General features: G+C 72.7%; 11 protein-coding genes. 3 read left to right on the top strand and 8 right to left on the bottom strand.

The genetic code is table 11. From position 1 onward, the window contains the following. Positions 1 to 82 precede the first annotated feature (82 nt). The 7 genes from AB0B64_RS43755 to AB0B64_RS43725 form a co-directional block, all read right to left on the bottom strand. Positions 83 to 1,648, bottom strand: a complete 1,566-nt coding sequence (locus AB0B64_RS43755; protein WP_357951778.1) for a glycerol-3-phosphate dehydrogenase/oxidase — start codon at positions 1,646 to 1,648, stop codon at positions 83 to 85. Then, entirely contained in the window at positions 1,645 to 3,120 is a 1,476-nt protein-coding gene (gene glpK / locus AB0B64_RS43750) for a glycerol kinase GlpK (protein WP_358186054.1), read from the bottom strand. The genes AB0B64_RS43755 and glpK overlap by 4 nt, the downstream gene beginning before the upstream one ends. Positions 3,121 to 3,200: 80 nt before the next feature. Next, positions 3,201 to 4,082 carry an IclR family transcriptional regulator gene (locus tag AB0B64_RS43745; protein ID WP_358186051.1) on the bottom strand — a complete coding sequence of 294 codons (882 nt, stop codon included), beginning with the start codon at positions 4,080 to 4,082 and terminating at the stop codon, positions 3,201 to 3,203. Positions 4,083 to 4,226: 144 nt separating this feature from the next. Continuing rightward, a complete protein-coding gene (locus AB0B64_RS43740) occupies positions 4,227 to 4,715 on the bottom strand; it encodes an Lrp/AsnC family transcriptional regulator (protein WP_358186047.1) in 489 nt (162 codons plus the stop codon). 23 nt (positions 4,716 to 4,738) lie between these two features. After that, complete coding sequence (locus AB0B64_RS43735) at positions 4,739 to 5,332, bottom strand: ATP/GTP-binding protein (protein ID WP_357951771.1); 594 nt, start codon at positions 5,330 to 5,332, stop codon at positions 4,739 to 4,741. Between the two features lie 284 nt (positions 5,333 to 5,616). Continuing rightward, positions 5,617 to 6,453, bottom strand: coding sequence for a terpene synthase family protein (locus tag AB0B64_RS43730; protein WP_358186043.1), 837 nt, complete (start codon positions 6,451 to 6,453; stop codon positions 5,617 to 5,619). A 282-nt stretch (positions 6,454 to 6,735) separates the two neighbouring features. Then, complete coding sequence (locus AB0B64_RS43725) at positions 6,736 to 9,927, bottom strand: CHAT domain-containing protein (protein WP_358186036.1); 3,192 nt, start codon at positions 9,925 to 9,927, stop codon at positions 6,736 to 6,738. A gap of 115 nt (positions 9,928 to 10,042) precedes the next feature. Between AB0B64_RS43725 and AB0B64_RS43720 the strand changes: the two genes are divergently transcribed. The 3 genes from AB0B64_RS43720 to AB0B64_RS43710 all read left to right on the top strand — a co-directional run bounded on the left by AB0B64_RS43720 (position 10,043) and on the right by AB0B64_RS43710 (position 12,555). Then, entirely contained in the window at positions 10,043 to 11,401 is a 1,359-nt protein-coding gene (locus AB0B64_RS43720) for a S8/S53 family peptidase (protein ID WP_358186033.1), read from the top strand. A gap of 75 nt (positions 11,402 to 11,476) precedes the next feature. After that, complete coding sequence (locus AB0B64_RS43715) at positions 11,477 to 12,058, top strand: sigma-70 family RNA polymerase sigma factor (protein ID WP_357951763.1); 582 nt, start codon at positions 11,477 to 11,479, stop codon at positions 12,056 to 12,058. Between the two features lie 5 nt (positions 12,059 to 12,063). Further along, a complete protein-coding gene (locus AB0B64_RS43710; RefSeq protein WP_358186025.1) occupies positions 12,064 to 12,555 on the top strand; it encodes a hypothetical protein in 492 nt (163 codons plus the stop codon). 114 nt (positions 12,556 to 12,669) lie between these two features. Here AB0B64_RS43710 and AB0B64_RS43705 read toward each other — a convergent pair whose 3' ends face one another. Continuing rightward, entirely contained in the window at positions 12,670 to 15,513 is a 2,844-nt protein-coding gene (locus AB0B64_RS43705; RefSeq protein ID WP_358186020.1) for an AAA family ATPase, read from the bottom strand. Between the last annotated feature and the right edge of the window lie 193 nt (positions 15,514 to 15,706).

Below are 15,706 nucleotides of genomic sequence, written 5' to 3'. Positions count from 1 at the left end.
GGCAGTGGGCGCTTTGGGAGCGGGCCTGGACAGCGACCGGCCCTGGCGGTGAGGGCCCTCGCGGTGAGGGCCCTCGCGGTGGTCAGGACGCGGGAACCGGGCCGCCCGTGAGAAGTGTCTCGACGCGGGTGCGGACCTCCGGGGTGTCGAGGCCGCGGACCGTGAGGGTGGTGCGGCGCCGTACGACGTCGTCGACCGTCGCCGCCCACTCGTGGTCGCGCGCGTAGACCGCCTGCGCCCAGATGTCCGGCCCGTCCGGATGGATCCGCTCGCCCAGCGCGGGCGTGTCGCGGATGAGCCTGGCCAGGTCGAAGGCGATCGAGCCGTAGTGCGAGGCGAGATGGCGGGCCACCAGCGGGTCCATCCGGGTGCCCGGCTCGCGGTCGGTCCACAGGCGCATCGCGACCGCGTCCGGGCTGGCCAGGCCGGGCAGCGGCATGGCGGGCAGGATGGCCGCGAGGTCGTCGCCGAGCGGGTGGCCCGGCAGGTGCGCGAGCATGTCGAGGACGAGCTTGCCGATGTGCCGATACGTGGTCCACTTGCCGCCCGCCACCGACAGCATGCCGCCCTTGCCCCGGCTGAGCACCGTCTCCCGCTTGGCCGACGACACGCCGCCGGGGCCGCCCGGCAGCACGCGCAGCCCGGCGAAGGCGTAGGTGATGTCCTCGCGCCGCAGTTGCGACTCGCGTACGGCGTGCCCGGCCTCGTCGAGGATCTGGGCCACGTCGGCGTCGGTGGCGCGCACGTCGGCGGGCTCGCCCTCGTAGGCCTCGTCGGTGGTGCCGAGCAGCAGGTGGTCCTCCCACGGGATGGCGAAGGACACACGGTATTTGTCGATCGGGGTGGTCAGGGCCGCCTTCCACGGCTCGTGGCGGCGCATGACCAGGTGGGCGCCCTTCGACAGGCGGATGCTCGGCGCGGCCCCGGGGTCCTCCATCCGACGAAGGTGGTCCACCCACGGGCCGGTGGCGTTCAGTACGAGGCCGGCCCCGATGCCGAACTCCGTACCGTCGAGCCGGTCGCGCAGCTCCGCCCCCGAGACCGTGCCGCCGCTCTCGCGCAGGCCGACGACCTCGGCGTGGTTGAGCACGACCGCGCCCGCGTCGACGGCGGCGCGCACGGTCATCACCGCGACCCGGCTGTCGTTCATCTGGTGGTCGCCGTAGACGGCGGCGGCGCGCAGCCCCTCGGAGCGGAGCGCGGGCACCCTGGCCAGCGCCTGGTGCGGGGTGATGACCCGGCCGAGCCCGTCGCCGAACACCGACAGCGCCGAGTAGAGGAACACCCCCGCGCCCAGCTTGGCGGCGCCGTGCGGGCCGCCCCGGTAGACCGGCACCACGAAGGAGAGCGGCTTGACCAGGTGGGGGGCGATGTCGCCGGCCAGCGCCCGGCGTTCGCGGTGGTTCTCGGCGACCAGCTTGACGTTGCCCGTCTGCAGGTAGCGCAGGCCGCCGTGGACGAGCTTGGAGGAGGCGCTGGAGGTGGCCCCGGCGAAGTCGCCGCCGTCGACCATGGCGACCCGCAGGCCCGCCTGGGCGGCCATCCAGGTGACGGAGGTCCCGAGGATCCCGCCGCCGATGACCAGCAGGTCGTAGGTGCCCCTGGACAGCTCCTCGCGGGTCTCGGCGCGGGAGGCGGTCGTGGTCATGGCGTGCTCCAGTCGAGGCTTCGGTCGATGGCCTTGCGCCAGTTGCGGTATTCGCGGTCGCGGACGTCCTGGCCGATCTTCGGCCGCCACTCGGCCGCCTTGTGCCAGTTGGCCCGCAGGCTGTCGGTATCGGGCCAGTAGCCGGTGGCCAGCCCGGCCGCGTACGCGGCGCCCAGGCAGGTGGTCTCCGACACCATCGGGCGTACGACGGGCACCGCGAGCACGTCGGCCAGGATCTGCATGAGCAGGTTGTTGGCGGTCATGCCGCCGTCTGCGCGCAGTGAGGTGAGCGCGAGCCCGGCGTCGGCGTTCATCGCGTCGACCACCTCGCGCGTCTGCCAGGCGGTCGCCTCCAGCACGGCCCGCGCGATGTGCCCCTTGGTGACGAACCCGGTCAGCCCGGCGATGACCCCGCGCGCGTCGGAGCGCCAGTGCGGGGCGAACAGGCCGGAGAACGCCGGGACGAAGTAGCAGCCGCCGTTGTCCTCGACGGTGCCCGCCAGGGTCTCGATCTCGGCGGCGCTGGAGATCAGGCCGAGGTTGTCGCGCAGCCACTGCACGAGCGAGCCGGTGACGGCGATCGAGCCCTCCAGCGCGTACGTGGCGGGGGCGTCGCCGATCTGATAACCGACGGTGGTGAGCAGCCCGTGCTTGGAGGCGACGGGCTCGGTGCCGGTGTTCATCAGCAGGAAGCTGCCGGAGCCGTAGGTGCTCTTGGTCTCGCCCGGCCCGAAGCACGTCTGGCCGAACAGCGCCGCCTGCTGGTCCCCCAGCGCCGCCGCCACCGGCACGCCGTCGCCGGTGGTGCCGTAGACCTCGGCGGAGGGGCGGATCTCCGGCAGCATCGCGCGTGGCACGCCGAGCGCGGCGAGCAGTTCGTCGTCCCAGCTCAGGGTGCGGAGGTTCATCAGCATCGTACGGCTGGCGTTGGTGACGTCGGTGACGTGGCGACCGGTCAGCCGCCAGATCAGCCAGCTGTCGACGGTGCCGAACAGCACGTCGCCGCGCTCGGCCCGCTCCCGCAGCCCAGGGGTCTCGTCGAGCAGCCACCGGATCTTCGGCCCGGCGAAGTAGGTGGCCAGCGGCAGCCCGGCCCTCTCACGGAAGAGCTGCTCGTGCTCGGACAGGGACCGGACCAGGGCGTCGGTACGGGTGTCCTGCCAGACGATCGCGTTGGCCACGGGCCGCCCGGTGTCGCGGTCCCACAGGACGGTGGTCTCGCGCTGGTTGGTGATGCCGAGAGCGACGAGCTGGCCGAAGTCGATGCCGCTGCCGGTGACGGCCTCGGCCACCACGCCCTGGACGGCCTCCCAGATCTCGGCGGCGTCGTGCTCGACCCAGCCGGGCCGGGGGAAGATCTGCCGGTGCTCCCGCTGCGCCACCGAGACGATCCGGCCGTCCTGGTCGAACACCATGCACCTGCTCGACGTGGTGCCCTGGTCGACGGCGGCGACGTAATGCGGTCCAGGCACGGCTTCCTCACTTCGATGTGTTCGGCATTACCGAACGGTTGCCAAATCCTAGCTGCGGTCGGGCCGGGCGTGTCAACACGTCACCGGCTCAGGTCGCGGGTGATGGCGCGGGCGGCGTCGCGGACGTAGGAGACGATCGTGATGCTCGGCTCGCCGCCCTCGGCCAGCCGCTCGACCGCGCCTCTGACGCCGATGGCGCCGACGGTGACGCCGCGCGCGTCCCGGATGGGAGCGGCTATGGAGACCTCGCCCTCGACCAGCTCCTCCACGTCGCAGGCCCATCCCCGGCCGCGCACCAGCTCCAGCTCCTTGGCCAGGTCGTCGGCGCGGGTGAGGGTCCTGGGCGTGAAGGCGGCCAACCCCTCGGCGGCGAGCTCGCCGCCTGCCGCCGCACTGGGCGCTGTGGCGGACGGCATGCCGGGTGTTGCGCTGGGCGCTGTGGCGGACGCCGTACTGGGTGATGCCGTGGGTTCCGGGGCGGACGGCGCGTGGAATGCCGCGCCCGCGTCGCCGTACGGGTCGTACGCCAGGAGGACCTTGCCCAGCGCGGTCGCGTGCGCGGGCAGCAGGGTGCCGACCTGCAGGACCTGCATGCTGTCGTCGGGCCTGAACACATGGTGGACCACCAGGACGCCGCCCTCGTGCGCGGTGCCGATCCACACGCTCTCCCTGCTGCGCCCGGCCAGCGCGTCGGCCCAGTTGAGCGAGCGGGTGCGCAGCACGTTGACGTCGAGGTAGCTGCTGCCCAGGTGCAGCAGCGTGCCGCCGAGCCGGTAACGGCCCGTGGCTTCGTCCTGCTCGACGAAGCCGACATGGACGAGCGTGCGCAGGATGCCGTGCAGGGTGCCCTTGGGCAGGCCCATCGCGCGGGCCAGCTCGGCCACGCCCAGCTCGCGCGGGCCGGAGGCGAGCAGCCTCAGTATGCCGGCGGCCCGTTCGACGGACTGGATGGTCTCTCCCACGCCCCACACCGTAGCGCAGTTCGGCAATGCCGAACAGATCCCGCTAGCTGCAGCGGGGGCCCGTCGTCGAACGAGGCGAGGCCATCCGGGTCTGGCGGCCCATCGTCGGACAGCGCGAGCCCGCCCAGGACCGGCAGCCCGTCGTCAGGCAGGGGAAGCCGGAGCGGGCGCCGGACCGTCGGCGCCGTCGCCCGCCACCTCGGGCGGCCGGTGCTCGTAGGGGGTGCTCAGCACGACGGTGGTGCGTGTGGAGACGTTCGCCGACGCGCGGATGTGCTGCAGCAGCTCCTCCAGTGCCAGCGGCGTGGCGACGCGCACCTTGAGGATGTAGCTCTCGTCGCCCGCCACGCTGTGGCATGCCTCGATCTCGGCCAGGTGGGCCAGCCGCTCGGGCGCGTCATCGGGGGCGGCAGGGTCGATCGGCTTGATGGACACGAACGCCGTCATCGGCAGCCCGATCGCGTTATAGTCGATGATCGCGGCATAGCCGCGCACGACTCCGCGTTTCTCCAGCCGGCGCACCCGCTGGTGCACCGCCGAGACCGAGAGCCCGGTCTCCCTGGCCAGATCGGTGAAGCTCATCCGGCCGTCCCTGGCGAGCAGCGTGACGATCTGGCGGTCGATCTCCTCCATCGGTCAAAGGTAGCCGGTGATGGTCACGACATGGTCCCGACCGGGGTGGCTCCCTGGCGCATGGCGTGCTCGACCAGCGTGATGAGCACTTCCCGGCCGGAGTCCTTCTTGCGGGCGTCGCAGCGCACGATCGGGATCTCCGGTTCGAGGCCGAGCGCCGACCGTACCTCGCCGACCGTGAAGGGGCGCGCGCCGTCGAAGCAGTTGAGCGCCACCACGAACGGCTGCCCGCGCCGCTCGAAGTAGTCGATGGCCGGGAAGGAGTCGGCCAGCCGCCGTGTGTCGGCCAGCACCACCGCCCCGAGGGCGCCCATCGCCAGCTCGTCCCAGACGAACCAGAAGCGTTCCTGGCCGGGCGTGCCGAACAGGTACAGCATGTAGTCGTCGCGGATCGTGATCCGGCCGAAGTCCATCGCCACGGTGGTGGTCGGCTTGGCCTCGACGCCCGACAGGTCGTCGATGTCCACGCCGATATGCGTGAGCGCTTCTTCCGTGCGCAGGGGACGGGTCTCGGAGACCGCGCCCACCATGGTGGTCTTGCCCACGCCGAACCCGCCCGCGATCAGAATCTTGATCGCGGTCGGCAACCGCCATCGATCAGAGCGACCGAAGTCCATCCAGCACCGCCTGTACATCCCTCCGCGGCCGTGCCGCGCATGCACAAATCCGCCCCGAGGAGCCGTGGTCAGTGGAACCTGTCAAGGCGCAGAGAAAAGGTCGAGCCACGTGCCTGGCATCGAGACACCCTAGCAACGCCACATATTCCACTCAAGCCACAATCATCCTCGGGAATCAATATGTCACGGTTTGTCGTATCTAGACCAGTTATTCGCATCCCGTTCATCCAAGGGTAAAGGCCCCTGTCATGGGAGGTTGCGAGACCGTAACGGCTTCAGAGGGCCTAGCCGGAAATACCGTACAAACCGGCGTTGAACCCGATCTGTCGCCGCAGGTAGGCGGCCGTGCGCGGACTGCGTTCGCGTACCGGCTTGAGCAGTTCCAGCGCCTCGCGCGCCAGCTTCCCCATCGCGTTCGTGACCTCGGCGTGGCTGACGCCGAGCATCAGCACGTTCAGGCCGCCCCAGCTGACGTCCCTGCGGTAGGAGGCGAGGTCGCCCAGCAGGTGCAGATAGCGCTGCACGTGCGCGCTGACGGCCCGCAGCTCCTCCAGATGGCGCCTGTCCCACTCGTCGCCCGCGTAGATCCAGTGCGACAGATCCACGAAGCAGGACCCCCGGCTGTCGGCGTTGTCCAGGTAACGGGCCAAGGTGGGGACGGCCCGGGTGTCACGCCACACCCACGCCCTGGCCATCGCGTCGAACATGCCGGCCAGCTGGTCGCGCCAGAGCGGGTGGAGGTCCTCGAAGTCCTTGACCGTCGCCAGCTCGTCGCGCAGGTCGGCCAGGAAGCGGGTGACCGCGGCCCGCGGCGCCGCGCCGTCGGCCACGTCCAGACAGTCGCGAATCAGCGCCTCCACCTGAGAACGCGTCGTCGTCGTGTGGTCCACCAGGCGGTCGACGGCCGACACCCAGAGCGACGTCCGGTTGACGATCTTGAGCGCTTCGGACGTGGCCCAGGGGGCGCTGAAGGCGCCGGTCAGCGCCAGCGCGGTGTAGAAGTCGGAGTCGAAGACCGCCCGTGGGAACAGCCCGCCGTACATCTGGGCGCAACGACGTAGATCCCGGCCGCACTCCGCGGCGAGCGCGCACGCCGAGCCCAGCTCGTACGCTTCTTTCAACTCGTCGTCCGGCATCCTAGAGCCGCTCGATCGGCATGCGGATCATGGGCGACGACCCCCCAAACCGGCATTTCTGCCGCTACTGGCGAATTTTCACATGATCATCCACATTTGATCAAGGTAAGGACACGGCCGCAGCACCCCCACAGTCACGCCGCACTGTCACCCCCACGTCATCCACCGTGTTCAGCATCCACCGTTCGGGCCGCTCTGTCAGCCATCCTTTCCGCCACTTGTGGGCCTGCTCCTCAGCCTCCTCAACCCGCCCCCTCAGTCCGCGCCTCAACCCGCCCCGATCGCGATGAACGAGACGTCGTCGCCGCGGGCCTCACTGAGCGCCTCCGCCAGGCCGAGCCCGCGCCGTAGCCCGTCGTGCAGAGCCACCATGACGGGCACGGCGGCCGCGTCGTTCACCGGGACGACACTCGCGACGATGCCGGCCGTACCGAGGTGGAGCAGCGCGGTGGCCGGCCCGAGCACCTCGTCGGCCCCGACCGCGGCCACCTGCCCGGAGTCGCAGCTCGACAGCACGAGCCGGTAGGGGGCGCGGCGGAGCCGTTCGAGGTCGTACACGGTGAGGGGGCCGTCGTCCAGCAGCAGCGAGGAGAAGGAGGGGCTGTCGGCCCGGAACGTCCCGTGCGCCGCCAGATGCGCGAGATGACACCCGTCGATGGCCCCCAGCACCCCCTGAGCCGTCGCCGAACCATCGGCCAGCACAGTGACCGGCCCGGCGGACCCAGTGGAGGACCCGATGGAGGACGCAGTGACAGACCTGGTGGCGGGGCCGGTGGTCGGTCCGGTGGCGGATCCGGTGGCCGGACCAGCGGCGGACCCGCTGGCAGGGCCTGTGGCAGGTCCGATGGCGAGGCCTGGGGCCGGACCAGCGGCTGGCTCTGCGGCTTCGGCGTACAGCGCGGCGATGGAGCGTACCTCGCCGTCGGCGTTCGCCACGCCGGGGCCGCGTACGAGCACCACGCCCCCGTCAGCGGGCGGGACGACCGACCTGGCGCGCAACCAGGCCGCCGCCGACGGCGCCACGCTGAAGGCCCGGCGCCGGAGCGCGGGCAGCAACCCCCACGGCGCCCCGTGCAACGTCGCGGGCGGCACCACGATTAGCGTCTCACAGGCTCGCGACCCGGCAGGGGCCGACCCACCGCCGGACCGCCCAAGGTCTGACGACCCGTCATCCGACCGCCCCAGGACTGACCGTCCGTCGCTCAGGCGGCCCGCTACAGGGCCCAGGAGGGCGCGTTCCAGTCGGGCTCCGAGGCGGGCGAGTTCGCTTGGGTCGGTGCGGCTCTGGTAGGCGAGCCGCCGCAGTCTCGAGCGGGCGAACTCGATCTCCGTGACGGCCGACGCGGCCGATCCCACCGTGAACCGGCGTACCCGCCCATCGCCGCACAGCAGCGCGTGCAACACACCGTCGACGATCACGAGCTCGACCAACCGGCCGCCACCGATCGCCGCCAGGAGCTCTCCACCGCCGACCGCCGTCAGGAGCCGCCCACCGCCGGGGGCCGACCCGTCGCCGCGATCATCCTCGCGGCCGTCATCGCGACCGTCGACGCAACCATCAGCGCGGCCGTCAGCGCGACCGTCGACGCCGCGCACGCGCAGGGTCGCGGCGCGTACCCGTGCCTCCAGCCGGTCCCGGTCGCGTTCCAGCGTGGCCGCCGACGAGGCGCCCTCGGACCGTGCCCGGCCGAGCAGATGGTCGGTCTCGCGCAGCGCGGCGAGCTGGGCGAGCAGCCAGTGGTCGTCCGGCGGCCGTACGGGGGGCACGGCCAGCGAGGTCGCCCGCCATCGTTCGGTCCAGTCGAGCAACCTCCGGGGCCGCCCCGCGCGCAGCCAGTGCCGCTGGGCGAGCGTGACCAGCTCGGCCCCGTGGGCGGTCGCCAGGGCCCGCAGCTCCGGCGAACCGAACGCGAGGCGGTGTTCCTCGATCAGCGCCAGCCCGGCCCGGCAGGCATGCAGCAACCGCCGGGGCCGGTCGGCCGCCTCCGCACGCAGCGCCTCGGCCAGCCAGCCGCCCGCCCTGGCCGTCGCGGAGCCGCGGTGGCGGGCCCGCGCCGCCTGCGCCAGGTGCTGATCGGCCGCCCGCCGTCTGCCGAGCGCCAGCGCCGCACGGCCCGCGAGCAGGTGCGCCTGCCACACCTCAGGCGACCCGAGCTCCGCCAGCTTGACGGCCAGCCGCCGCGCCTCCGCCAACCGCCTCCGCTCCGCCACCCGCCTGGCCTCCGCCAGCGGCCTGGCGGGCACCGCACCCCCGACCGCCTGCCCGACCACAGACTCGGAAGACATCGCATTTCCGGCCTCCCGCCCGACCACAGACCCGAAAGACACCGCGCTCCCGGCCTCCCGCCCGACCACAGGACCAGAAGACACCACCCGCTCGACCACAGGGCCGGAAGGCACCGCGCCCCCGACCACAGGGCCGGAAGGCGTCACGCCCCCGGCCAAGGCCGTGTCTTCCGCGAGGGCCGCCTGGACCAGGATGAGCCGGGCATGCGCTGCCCACCAGGCGCGCCGCTGCCCCGCGAACAGGGTGCGCGCCTCCCCCGCCCGCGCGCGGGCGGTACCCGGATCGCCGGACAGCAGCGCCGCCCTGGCGGCGAGGAGCAGCAGTTCGGCCCGCATGGTCGCCTGCCCGCGCAGCCGGGCCAGGTGCCGCAGGGCCCCGTCGGCCTGCGCCAGGGCGTCGCGCGCGAGCCCGGCCGCCAGCAGCACCGCGCACCGGTCGGCGGCCAGGTCGAACATGGGTGTGCCGAGCGCCTGGAAGCCACGGTCGGCCTCGTCGAGGAGGTCCAGCGCGAGCGGCAGGTCACCCGCGCGGAAGGCGACGACGCCGCGGTTCTGGACGGCGACGACCGAATCGTGTTCCTGGCTGGTGGTGGCGAACATCCGCTGCGCGACCCGGAAGTCCTCCTCCGCCAGGGTGACCGAGCCGCGCGCGAGCCGGACGTGCCCGCGCAGGGTCAGCGCGCGGGCCGCCCAGACGGTGTCGCCCGCGCCGAGCAGCGCCGGAGCGGCGATCTCGAGGTCGTCGAGCGCCTCGCCGTGCCGGCCGAGGATCCAGCGGGCGCCGGCCCGCCGGAACAGTACCCGCGCCCGGGTGGTGCCTAAAGAGAGGGCGGCGGCCGTGTCGAGGGCGGACAGGCCGGGCCTGGTGCGGCCGTGCTGGAGGAGCGCGATGCCGAGCGTGGCCAGCACGTCGGCCTCGCGGTCGGCCGAGCCGGAGCGCCGTGCCAGCCGTACCGCCTGCCGCAGCTCGCGGATCGCCGCGTCGAGGTCGCCGAACTCGCGGCGCAGGATGCCGATCGCCTGACGCGCTATCGAGCTCTCGTACGGCCCGCGGCCGTCGGCGAGCATGGCGGTGGCGGCCGTCATGGCCTGTCGCGGACGCGCGAACACCATGGCCAGCACATCGTGCGGATCATCCGGAATCCGGGAATCCCTCGCCGTTTCCCCAGACACGGAGTCGATGGTAGATGCGGGTCATCCGGGCGTCCACGCGGCACGTGTATCAGGAAGGGGGTGCGCCGCTCATACATGGCAGGCCCGCAGTCACCCATCGAGGAGGTCCCGAAAGATGAGCACACCACGCAACGGACGCGACATGCGTTTCTGGGAACAGCTCGAGATCCTCAACGACGCGCTGCCGTCGGGCAGGGTGGCGGTGGCCGGGCCGCAGGGCGCGACCCCGGACTCCGACGTCCTGCCGGAGTTCGCCTACCTCGCCGAGCACGTCCTGGTACGCGCGCCTGACGTGGAACGTGCCATCCAGGGCATTCAGGCGAGTCTCCCGTCGGCGGAGCCGGTCCGCGTGGTCTGGCCGCCGGACCGGGACGCGGGGCGGGTCACGGTACGCCGGCTGTCCATCGGATCACGGGACGTCTTCCGCGCCCTGGCCGTGCTCAGGCAGGCCAAGATCCCCGGCACGCTGGTCCACTTCGTCACGGTCTCGGGCGTCAACCTGTGCCCGGGCGACGAGCCGGTGCCCAGCGGCGAACCGCTCAAGCCGCCGATCGCGGGCCGCGACAGGGGTGAGAACGCGCACGTCACGGTGATCGACACCGGGCTGGTGCACGACTACCTCGACCACCAGTGGCTGGCGCAGAGCTCCGGCCAGCCGAACATCCCGATGGTCGACGGCGACGTCACCACCCTGGCCGAAGAGGTGGACGCCGACGGTTTCATCAAGCCGTACGTCGGCCATGGCACGTTCATCGCGGGCGTGCTGCGCTGCGTGGCGCCGAGTACGGACGTACGCGTCCTCAACGGCTTCCCGTACGGCGGCGCGGTCGAGGAGGACCAGCTGGGCCTGCTCCTGCTGCAGACGCTCGACACCCACGGCTGGCCCGACGTGCTGTCACTGTCGGCGGGCACCAGGACGAACGACGCCCAGGCGCTGCTCGGCCTGGCCGACTTCATCGACGAGCTGGCCACGCACCCCGAGACGCTGCTGGTGGCCGCGGCCGGCAACGACGGCGACACCGTCCCCTTCTGGCCGGCCGCGTTCGCCGCGGAGGCGGTGAACACCACCGGCGACGTGATCCTTTCGGTGGGCGCGCTGCGCGAGGACGGGCTCGGCCGGGCGTGCTTCAGCAACTACGGCGACTGGGTGACGGTGTACGCGCCGGGTGAGCGCCTGATCAACGCCTATACCTCGGGCGACTACGAGTACGACTACCCGCACAACACCACCTGCCGCTTCCACCAGGTCGTCCCGCTGTATCCGGGCTGTACCTGCGTCGCGCCGCTGGCGGAGGGGGACGTGGTCAAGTTCAGCGGGATCGCGCAGTGGAGCGGCACGTCGTTCGCCACGCCGTTCATCGCCGGACTCATCGCGGCGCGCATGTCGGAAGCCGGGGTGACGTCTCGGCAGGCGGCCGGGCAGCTCATCGCGGGACAGCTGGCGATACCCGATCTCAGTGGTTTTCTGCGATGACTCAACCACTCCCTGTTCTGGAGCGTCTCACGAAATATCATGCTCCAGGATGTTCCAGGACAGGGAAGGACCGCCGTGGACGAGACCGCAGCCCTCGTCAGAGCAGCCGCGGAAGGGGACTCCGGTGCCTGGAAGGAGCTCTACCAGCGCCTCAGCGGCCTGGTGTGGGCGGTGGCGCGCGCCTATCTCGTCAACGCGTCCGACGCGCAGGACGTCTGCCAGACGACGTGGTTCCGGCTGGCGGAGAACCTGACCCGGCTCAGGGACCCGGACAAGGTGGGGGCCTGGCTGGCCAGTACGGCCAGGCACGAGGCGCTGCGGGTGATCCGTGCGAGCGGGCGGGCCACGCCCATCAGCGACATGGGGCTGCTGGGGGCGGACATCGACGAGCGCTCCCCCGAGCGCCTGATGCTGGAGGCGGAGGAGGCCGTCGCCGAGGCCGAGCGCGCGCTGGTGGTGTGGGCCGCCTTCGAGGAGATGCCGGATCGCTGCCGCCGCCTGCTGCGGCTGCTGATCGCCTCTCCGCGCCCCACCTATCAGGAGATCGCGTCAGGATTGGGCATCGCGGTGGGCAGCATCGGCCCGATCAGGGCCCGCTGCCTCCAGCGACTCCGCACGCTGGTGGCGGAGCGCGGAGTGACCGGAATACGCAGGTGAGCTGAATGAACGATGAGAGCTTCGACCTGGAAGACCAGCTGGAAGCCGACCTGGAAGGCGATCCGGAAGGCGAGCTGGAAGACGAGCTTCGGGAGATCGCCGAGGTGCTCGACCCTGTCCCGCCCGCATTGCTCGAGGACGCCATGCAGGCGTTCACGCTGCGGACGCTCGACGCCGAGCTGGCCGCGCTCACCTTCGACTCCTGGGACGAGGAGCCCTCGGCCAGGGTCGTCAGGGGGGCGGGGCAGCCGCGGCTGCTCACGTTCGAGGCGGGCGGCGTGGCGGTGGAGCTGGAGGTCTCCGCGGCCCGCCTGGTGGGGCGGCTGTCGCCGGAGGGGCCCGCGGAGATCGGCCTCCAGCGGCCCGACGAGGTGCTTCTCGTACGCTCCGACGAGCTGGGCCGCTTCACCGCCGACGGTCTGGTCCGTGGCCCGCTCCGCCTCCGCGTCACCCCCGATGGAGGCGCGCCGATCGTCACCTCATGGACGCGCATATAACCAGATGTACGACGCCGCGCCGGTCCCCTCCTCCCGGCGTCGTGGCCTTCTCAGGCGTCGTGTTCCCCTCAGGCGTCGTGGCCTCAGGCGTCGTGGTCTCCTCAGCGGGGGGCGTCAGGCGCTCTCCTCCAGCGCGGCCAGCTTGGCGGCGAGCGCGACCCGGGAGCCGATGCCGAGCTTGGTGTAGATCTTGCCCAGGTGATACTCGACGGTCTTGACGCTGATCAGCAGCTCCCGGGCGATCTGCCGGTTGGTCAGGCCGTCGGAGACGAGCCTGGCCGTGCTGTACTCCTGAGGCGTCAGTCCCAGCCGTACGGTGCCCTGCTGTTCCAGGCCGCACGCCTCCAGCTCCTGCGCGCAGCCGGCCACGAGTGGGCGGGCCCCCAGCCGGGTGAAGACGGCCTCGCCGGCCCGCAGCCGGGCGGCGGCCGCCCTGCGTCTTCCGGTACGCCGCAATAACCGGCCCAGGTCCAGCAGGACGCGGGCCTCCTCCAGCGGGCAGCCGGCGCCCTCCAGCAAGCTCAGGGCGGCGGTGAAGCTCTCCTCGGCCTCCGCTGGAACGTTCCTGGCCGCCAAGAGCAGCCCGGAGAGCCGAGCCCGCCGCGCCCGCGCCCGCGCGCCGTCGCCGGGCAGGGTGGCGAGCTCGGCCTCGGCCTCGTCCAGGCGTCCCTCCGCGACCAGGGTCTCGATGAGCTGCGGCCGGTGGTCGGGGACGAACGGGTCGTCGGCGCCCGCCGGCGCGGCACCGGCACCGGCACCGAGCAAACCCAGCGCCAGGTCCGCCTGGGTCTCGCCCATCACGTTGCGCTGGCAGCGCGCGATGGCTCTGGCGGCGGTGGCGTGGGCGAGGGCCCGTTCGTGCTCACCGAGCGCGGCCAGCGGGGCGACGCAGACGACGTGCAGGGTGGGCAGCAGCCAGCGCTGGCCGAGCCCCTCCGCCTCGGCCAGCGCCCGCTCCGCCCTGGTCACCGCGTCCGCCCAGCGCCCCTCGCAGTGCTCGGCCACGGCCAGCAGCGCGCCGCCGATCAGGCGGTGGTGCGGCAGCCCCGCCTCATCCCGCGCCGCGACGGCCCTGACCAGCACGTCGGCTGCCGCGCCCGCCTCGCCCTCCCGCAGAAACCCGACGGCCGCCGGGATGCCCTCTGCCGCAGGTCCGCCACCTAGGGCACCCGTGCTCGGCACCGGTACATCGTGCGGCCGGCCGGTCGCACTCAGGGTCGGCACGTCGAACAGCTGGCCGGTCGCGCTCGGGGCCAGCACCTCGTGCGGCCGGCCGGTCGTGCTCAGGGCCAGCACGTCGTACGGCCGGCCGGTCGTGCTCTGGATCGGCTGCTCGGCGGCCAGGCGGGCCCAGGTCGCCGCGGCGGCGCGATTCCCCCTGACCAGGTGCAGCCAGGCGAGCTGCTCGGCCGTGTCGGCGGCCAAGCGGGGTGAGCGGTTTCGCCACGCGGCGGCGAGCAGGTCGGCGGCCTCGTCGAGCCGACCGGCGGCCAGCGCGAGCCGTCCCAGGATGTAGCGGCGCACGGGCCGCGGATCGGCGTTGGGCACCGCGGCCAGCTCGGCCGCGCGGACGGCGTCGCCGCCCAGCAGCAGGTGCCTCAGCGCCGCAGTACGCAGCTCGTCGCGCCGGGCCGTGGACTCGCAGAGCCCGGCGGCCAGCTCCAGATGGGTGGCGGCGTCGAGCCAGAGGCCGTGCTGGGCCTCCTTGGCGGCGTACCTGGCCAGCTCCTCGGCAAGCTGCTCGTCCGGTCCACCGGCCGCGGCGGCGCGGTGGCGCAGGGCCGTACCGGTGTGCTCGACGAGCCGGGCGGCGGCCAGGTGCAGCCGTGCGCGGGTGCCCGCGCCGAGCGAGCCGTAGACAGTGGCCTGGGCGAGCGGGTCGGGGAAGGCGACGAAGCGTCCGGGGCGCTCGTCGAGCAGCCCGGCGTCGACCGCCTCTTCAAGCGCGGCCAGCGGCTCGCCGACGATCCCGGCCACGGAGGCGACCACATGCAGCGGATGGGGCTCGCCGAGCACGGCGCAGGCGGCGACGAGCGCGCGCGTCTCCGCACCGCACGCGCGCAGGCGGCGAGTGAAGGGCCGGGCGTAGGCGTCGGGAGCGGGCAGCCGGGCACCCGGGTCGGCCAGCGTCGTCGGCGCGACGGTGGCGAGCAGCTCGCGGGCGTACAGCGGGTTGCCCGAGGTGTGCTCACACAGCCGCCGGGCGGTGCGCTCGGTCAGCGGGTCCGGCGTAAGCCCGGCCAGGTCGGCGGCGGACAGGCCGTCGAGGACGAGACGGAGCCCGCCGTCGCCGGTCAGCAGCCGCCGCAGCCCCTCCGGCAGCCACGCGGCGGCGGTGCCACGGCAGCTGACCACCACGAGGACGCGGCCGGTGCGCAGGCGGCGCAGCAGGTAGCCGAGCGCCCGCAGCGACGCCCTGTCGGCCCACTGGGCGTCGTCCACGAACACGACGACGGGCCCGTCGGCCTGCAGACGCCCGACCAGCTCGCACAGCGCCTCCCCCACGGACCACAGGTCCCGCGCCGCCGCGCCCCTGGTCGCCGCACCCGCCAAGCCGCTCCGCCTCAGCCTGGCGCTCCTCAGCCCGGTCCCCGGTAGCCCGATCCCCCGCAGTCCAGCCTCCCGCAGTCCGGCCCTCCCCAGCCCGGACCCCCTCAATCCGGCCCCCCTTGGTCCGGTCGCTGTCGGTCCTGTGCTCGCCGGCCCGGTGCCGTCCAGGACGGACCACGGCTGGTCGGCGAGCTGGCGGACGATCCCGTACCGCAGGTGCCGCTCGGCCTCGTCCCCGCTCGCCGCCAGCACCCGCACGTTCGCCTCTCCACCGAGTGCCTGGCGGAGCAGCGCCGTCTTCCCGATGCCCTCGGGCCCCTCTATGACCATCCGCCGCACGGCGCCCTTGCCCGCGGCGCGCAATTCCCCGCGCACCAGGGCGAGCTCCATTGCCCTCCCGACGAACATCCCCTCTCCCTCCGTTGCCCCTCGACTTCCCAGAGCACGCGCGGAGGCTTCTGATACACCTCTTTTCATCGCAAACCTGCAGCGAAGTGGCGGTAACCGCTTTCCAGCCGCCCGATGCGCGCAGCAGTCAGCGTTGTCCGCCGTTGAAAGGCATCATTAGCATTGGCGGGGTTTGGCCGACGGAGAGGGCGGT

It is taken from the genome of Nonomuraea sp. NPDC049129 (genome assembly GCF_040648495.1).
Lineage (GTDB): Bacteria > Actinomycetota > Actinomycetes > Streptosporangiales > Streptosporangiaceae > Nonomuraea.
Note: the sequence above shows the minus strand (reverse complement) of the source record. Positions and strands in the feature narration are given on the sequence as shown.

What these genes read in the sequence shown, in the direction of transcription:
- AB0B64_RS43755 (WP_357951778.1), bottom strand. Translation starts at nt 1,648, where the DNA reads ATGACCACGACCGCCTCCCGCGCCGAGACCCGCGAGGAGCTGTCCAGG.
- AB0B64_RS43740 (WP_358186047.1), bottom strand. Translation starts at nt 4,715, where the DNA reads ATGGAGGAGATCGACCGCCAGATCGTCACGCTGCTCGCCAGGGACGGC.
- AB0B64_RS43735 (WP_357951771.1), bottom strand. Translation starts at nt 5,332, where the DNA reads ATGGACTTCGGTCGCTCTGATCGATGGCGGTTGCCGACCGCGATCAAG.
- AB0B64_RS43720 (WP_358186033.1), top strand. Translation starts at nt 10,043, where the DNA reads ATGAGCACACCACGCAACGGACGCGACATGCGTTTCTGGGAACAGCTC.
- AB0B64_RS43710 (WP_358186025.1), top strand. Translation starts at nt 12,064, where the DNA reads ATGAACGATGAGAGCTTCGACCTGGAAGACCAGCTGGAAGCCGACCTG.
- AB0B64_RS43705 (WP_358186020.1), bottom strand. Translation starts at nt 15,513, where the DNA reads ATGTTCGTCGGGAGGGCAATGGAGCTCGCCCTGGTGCGCGGGGAATTG.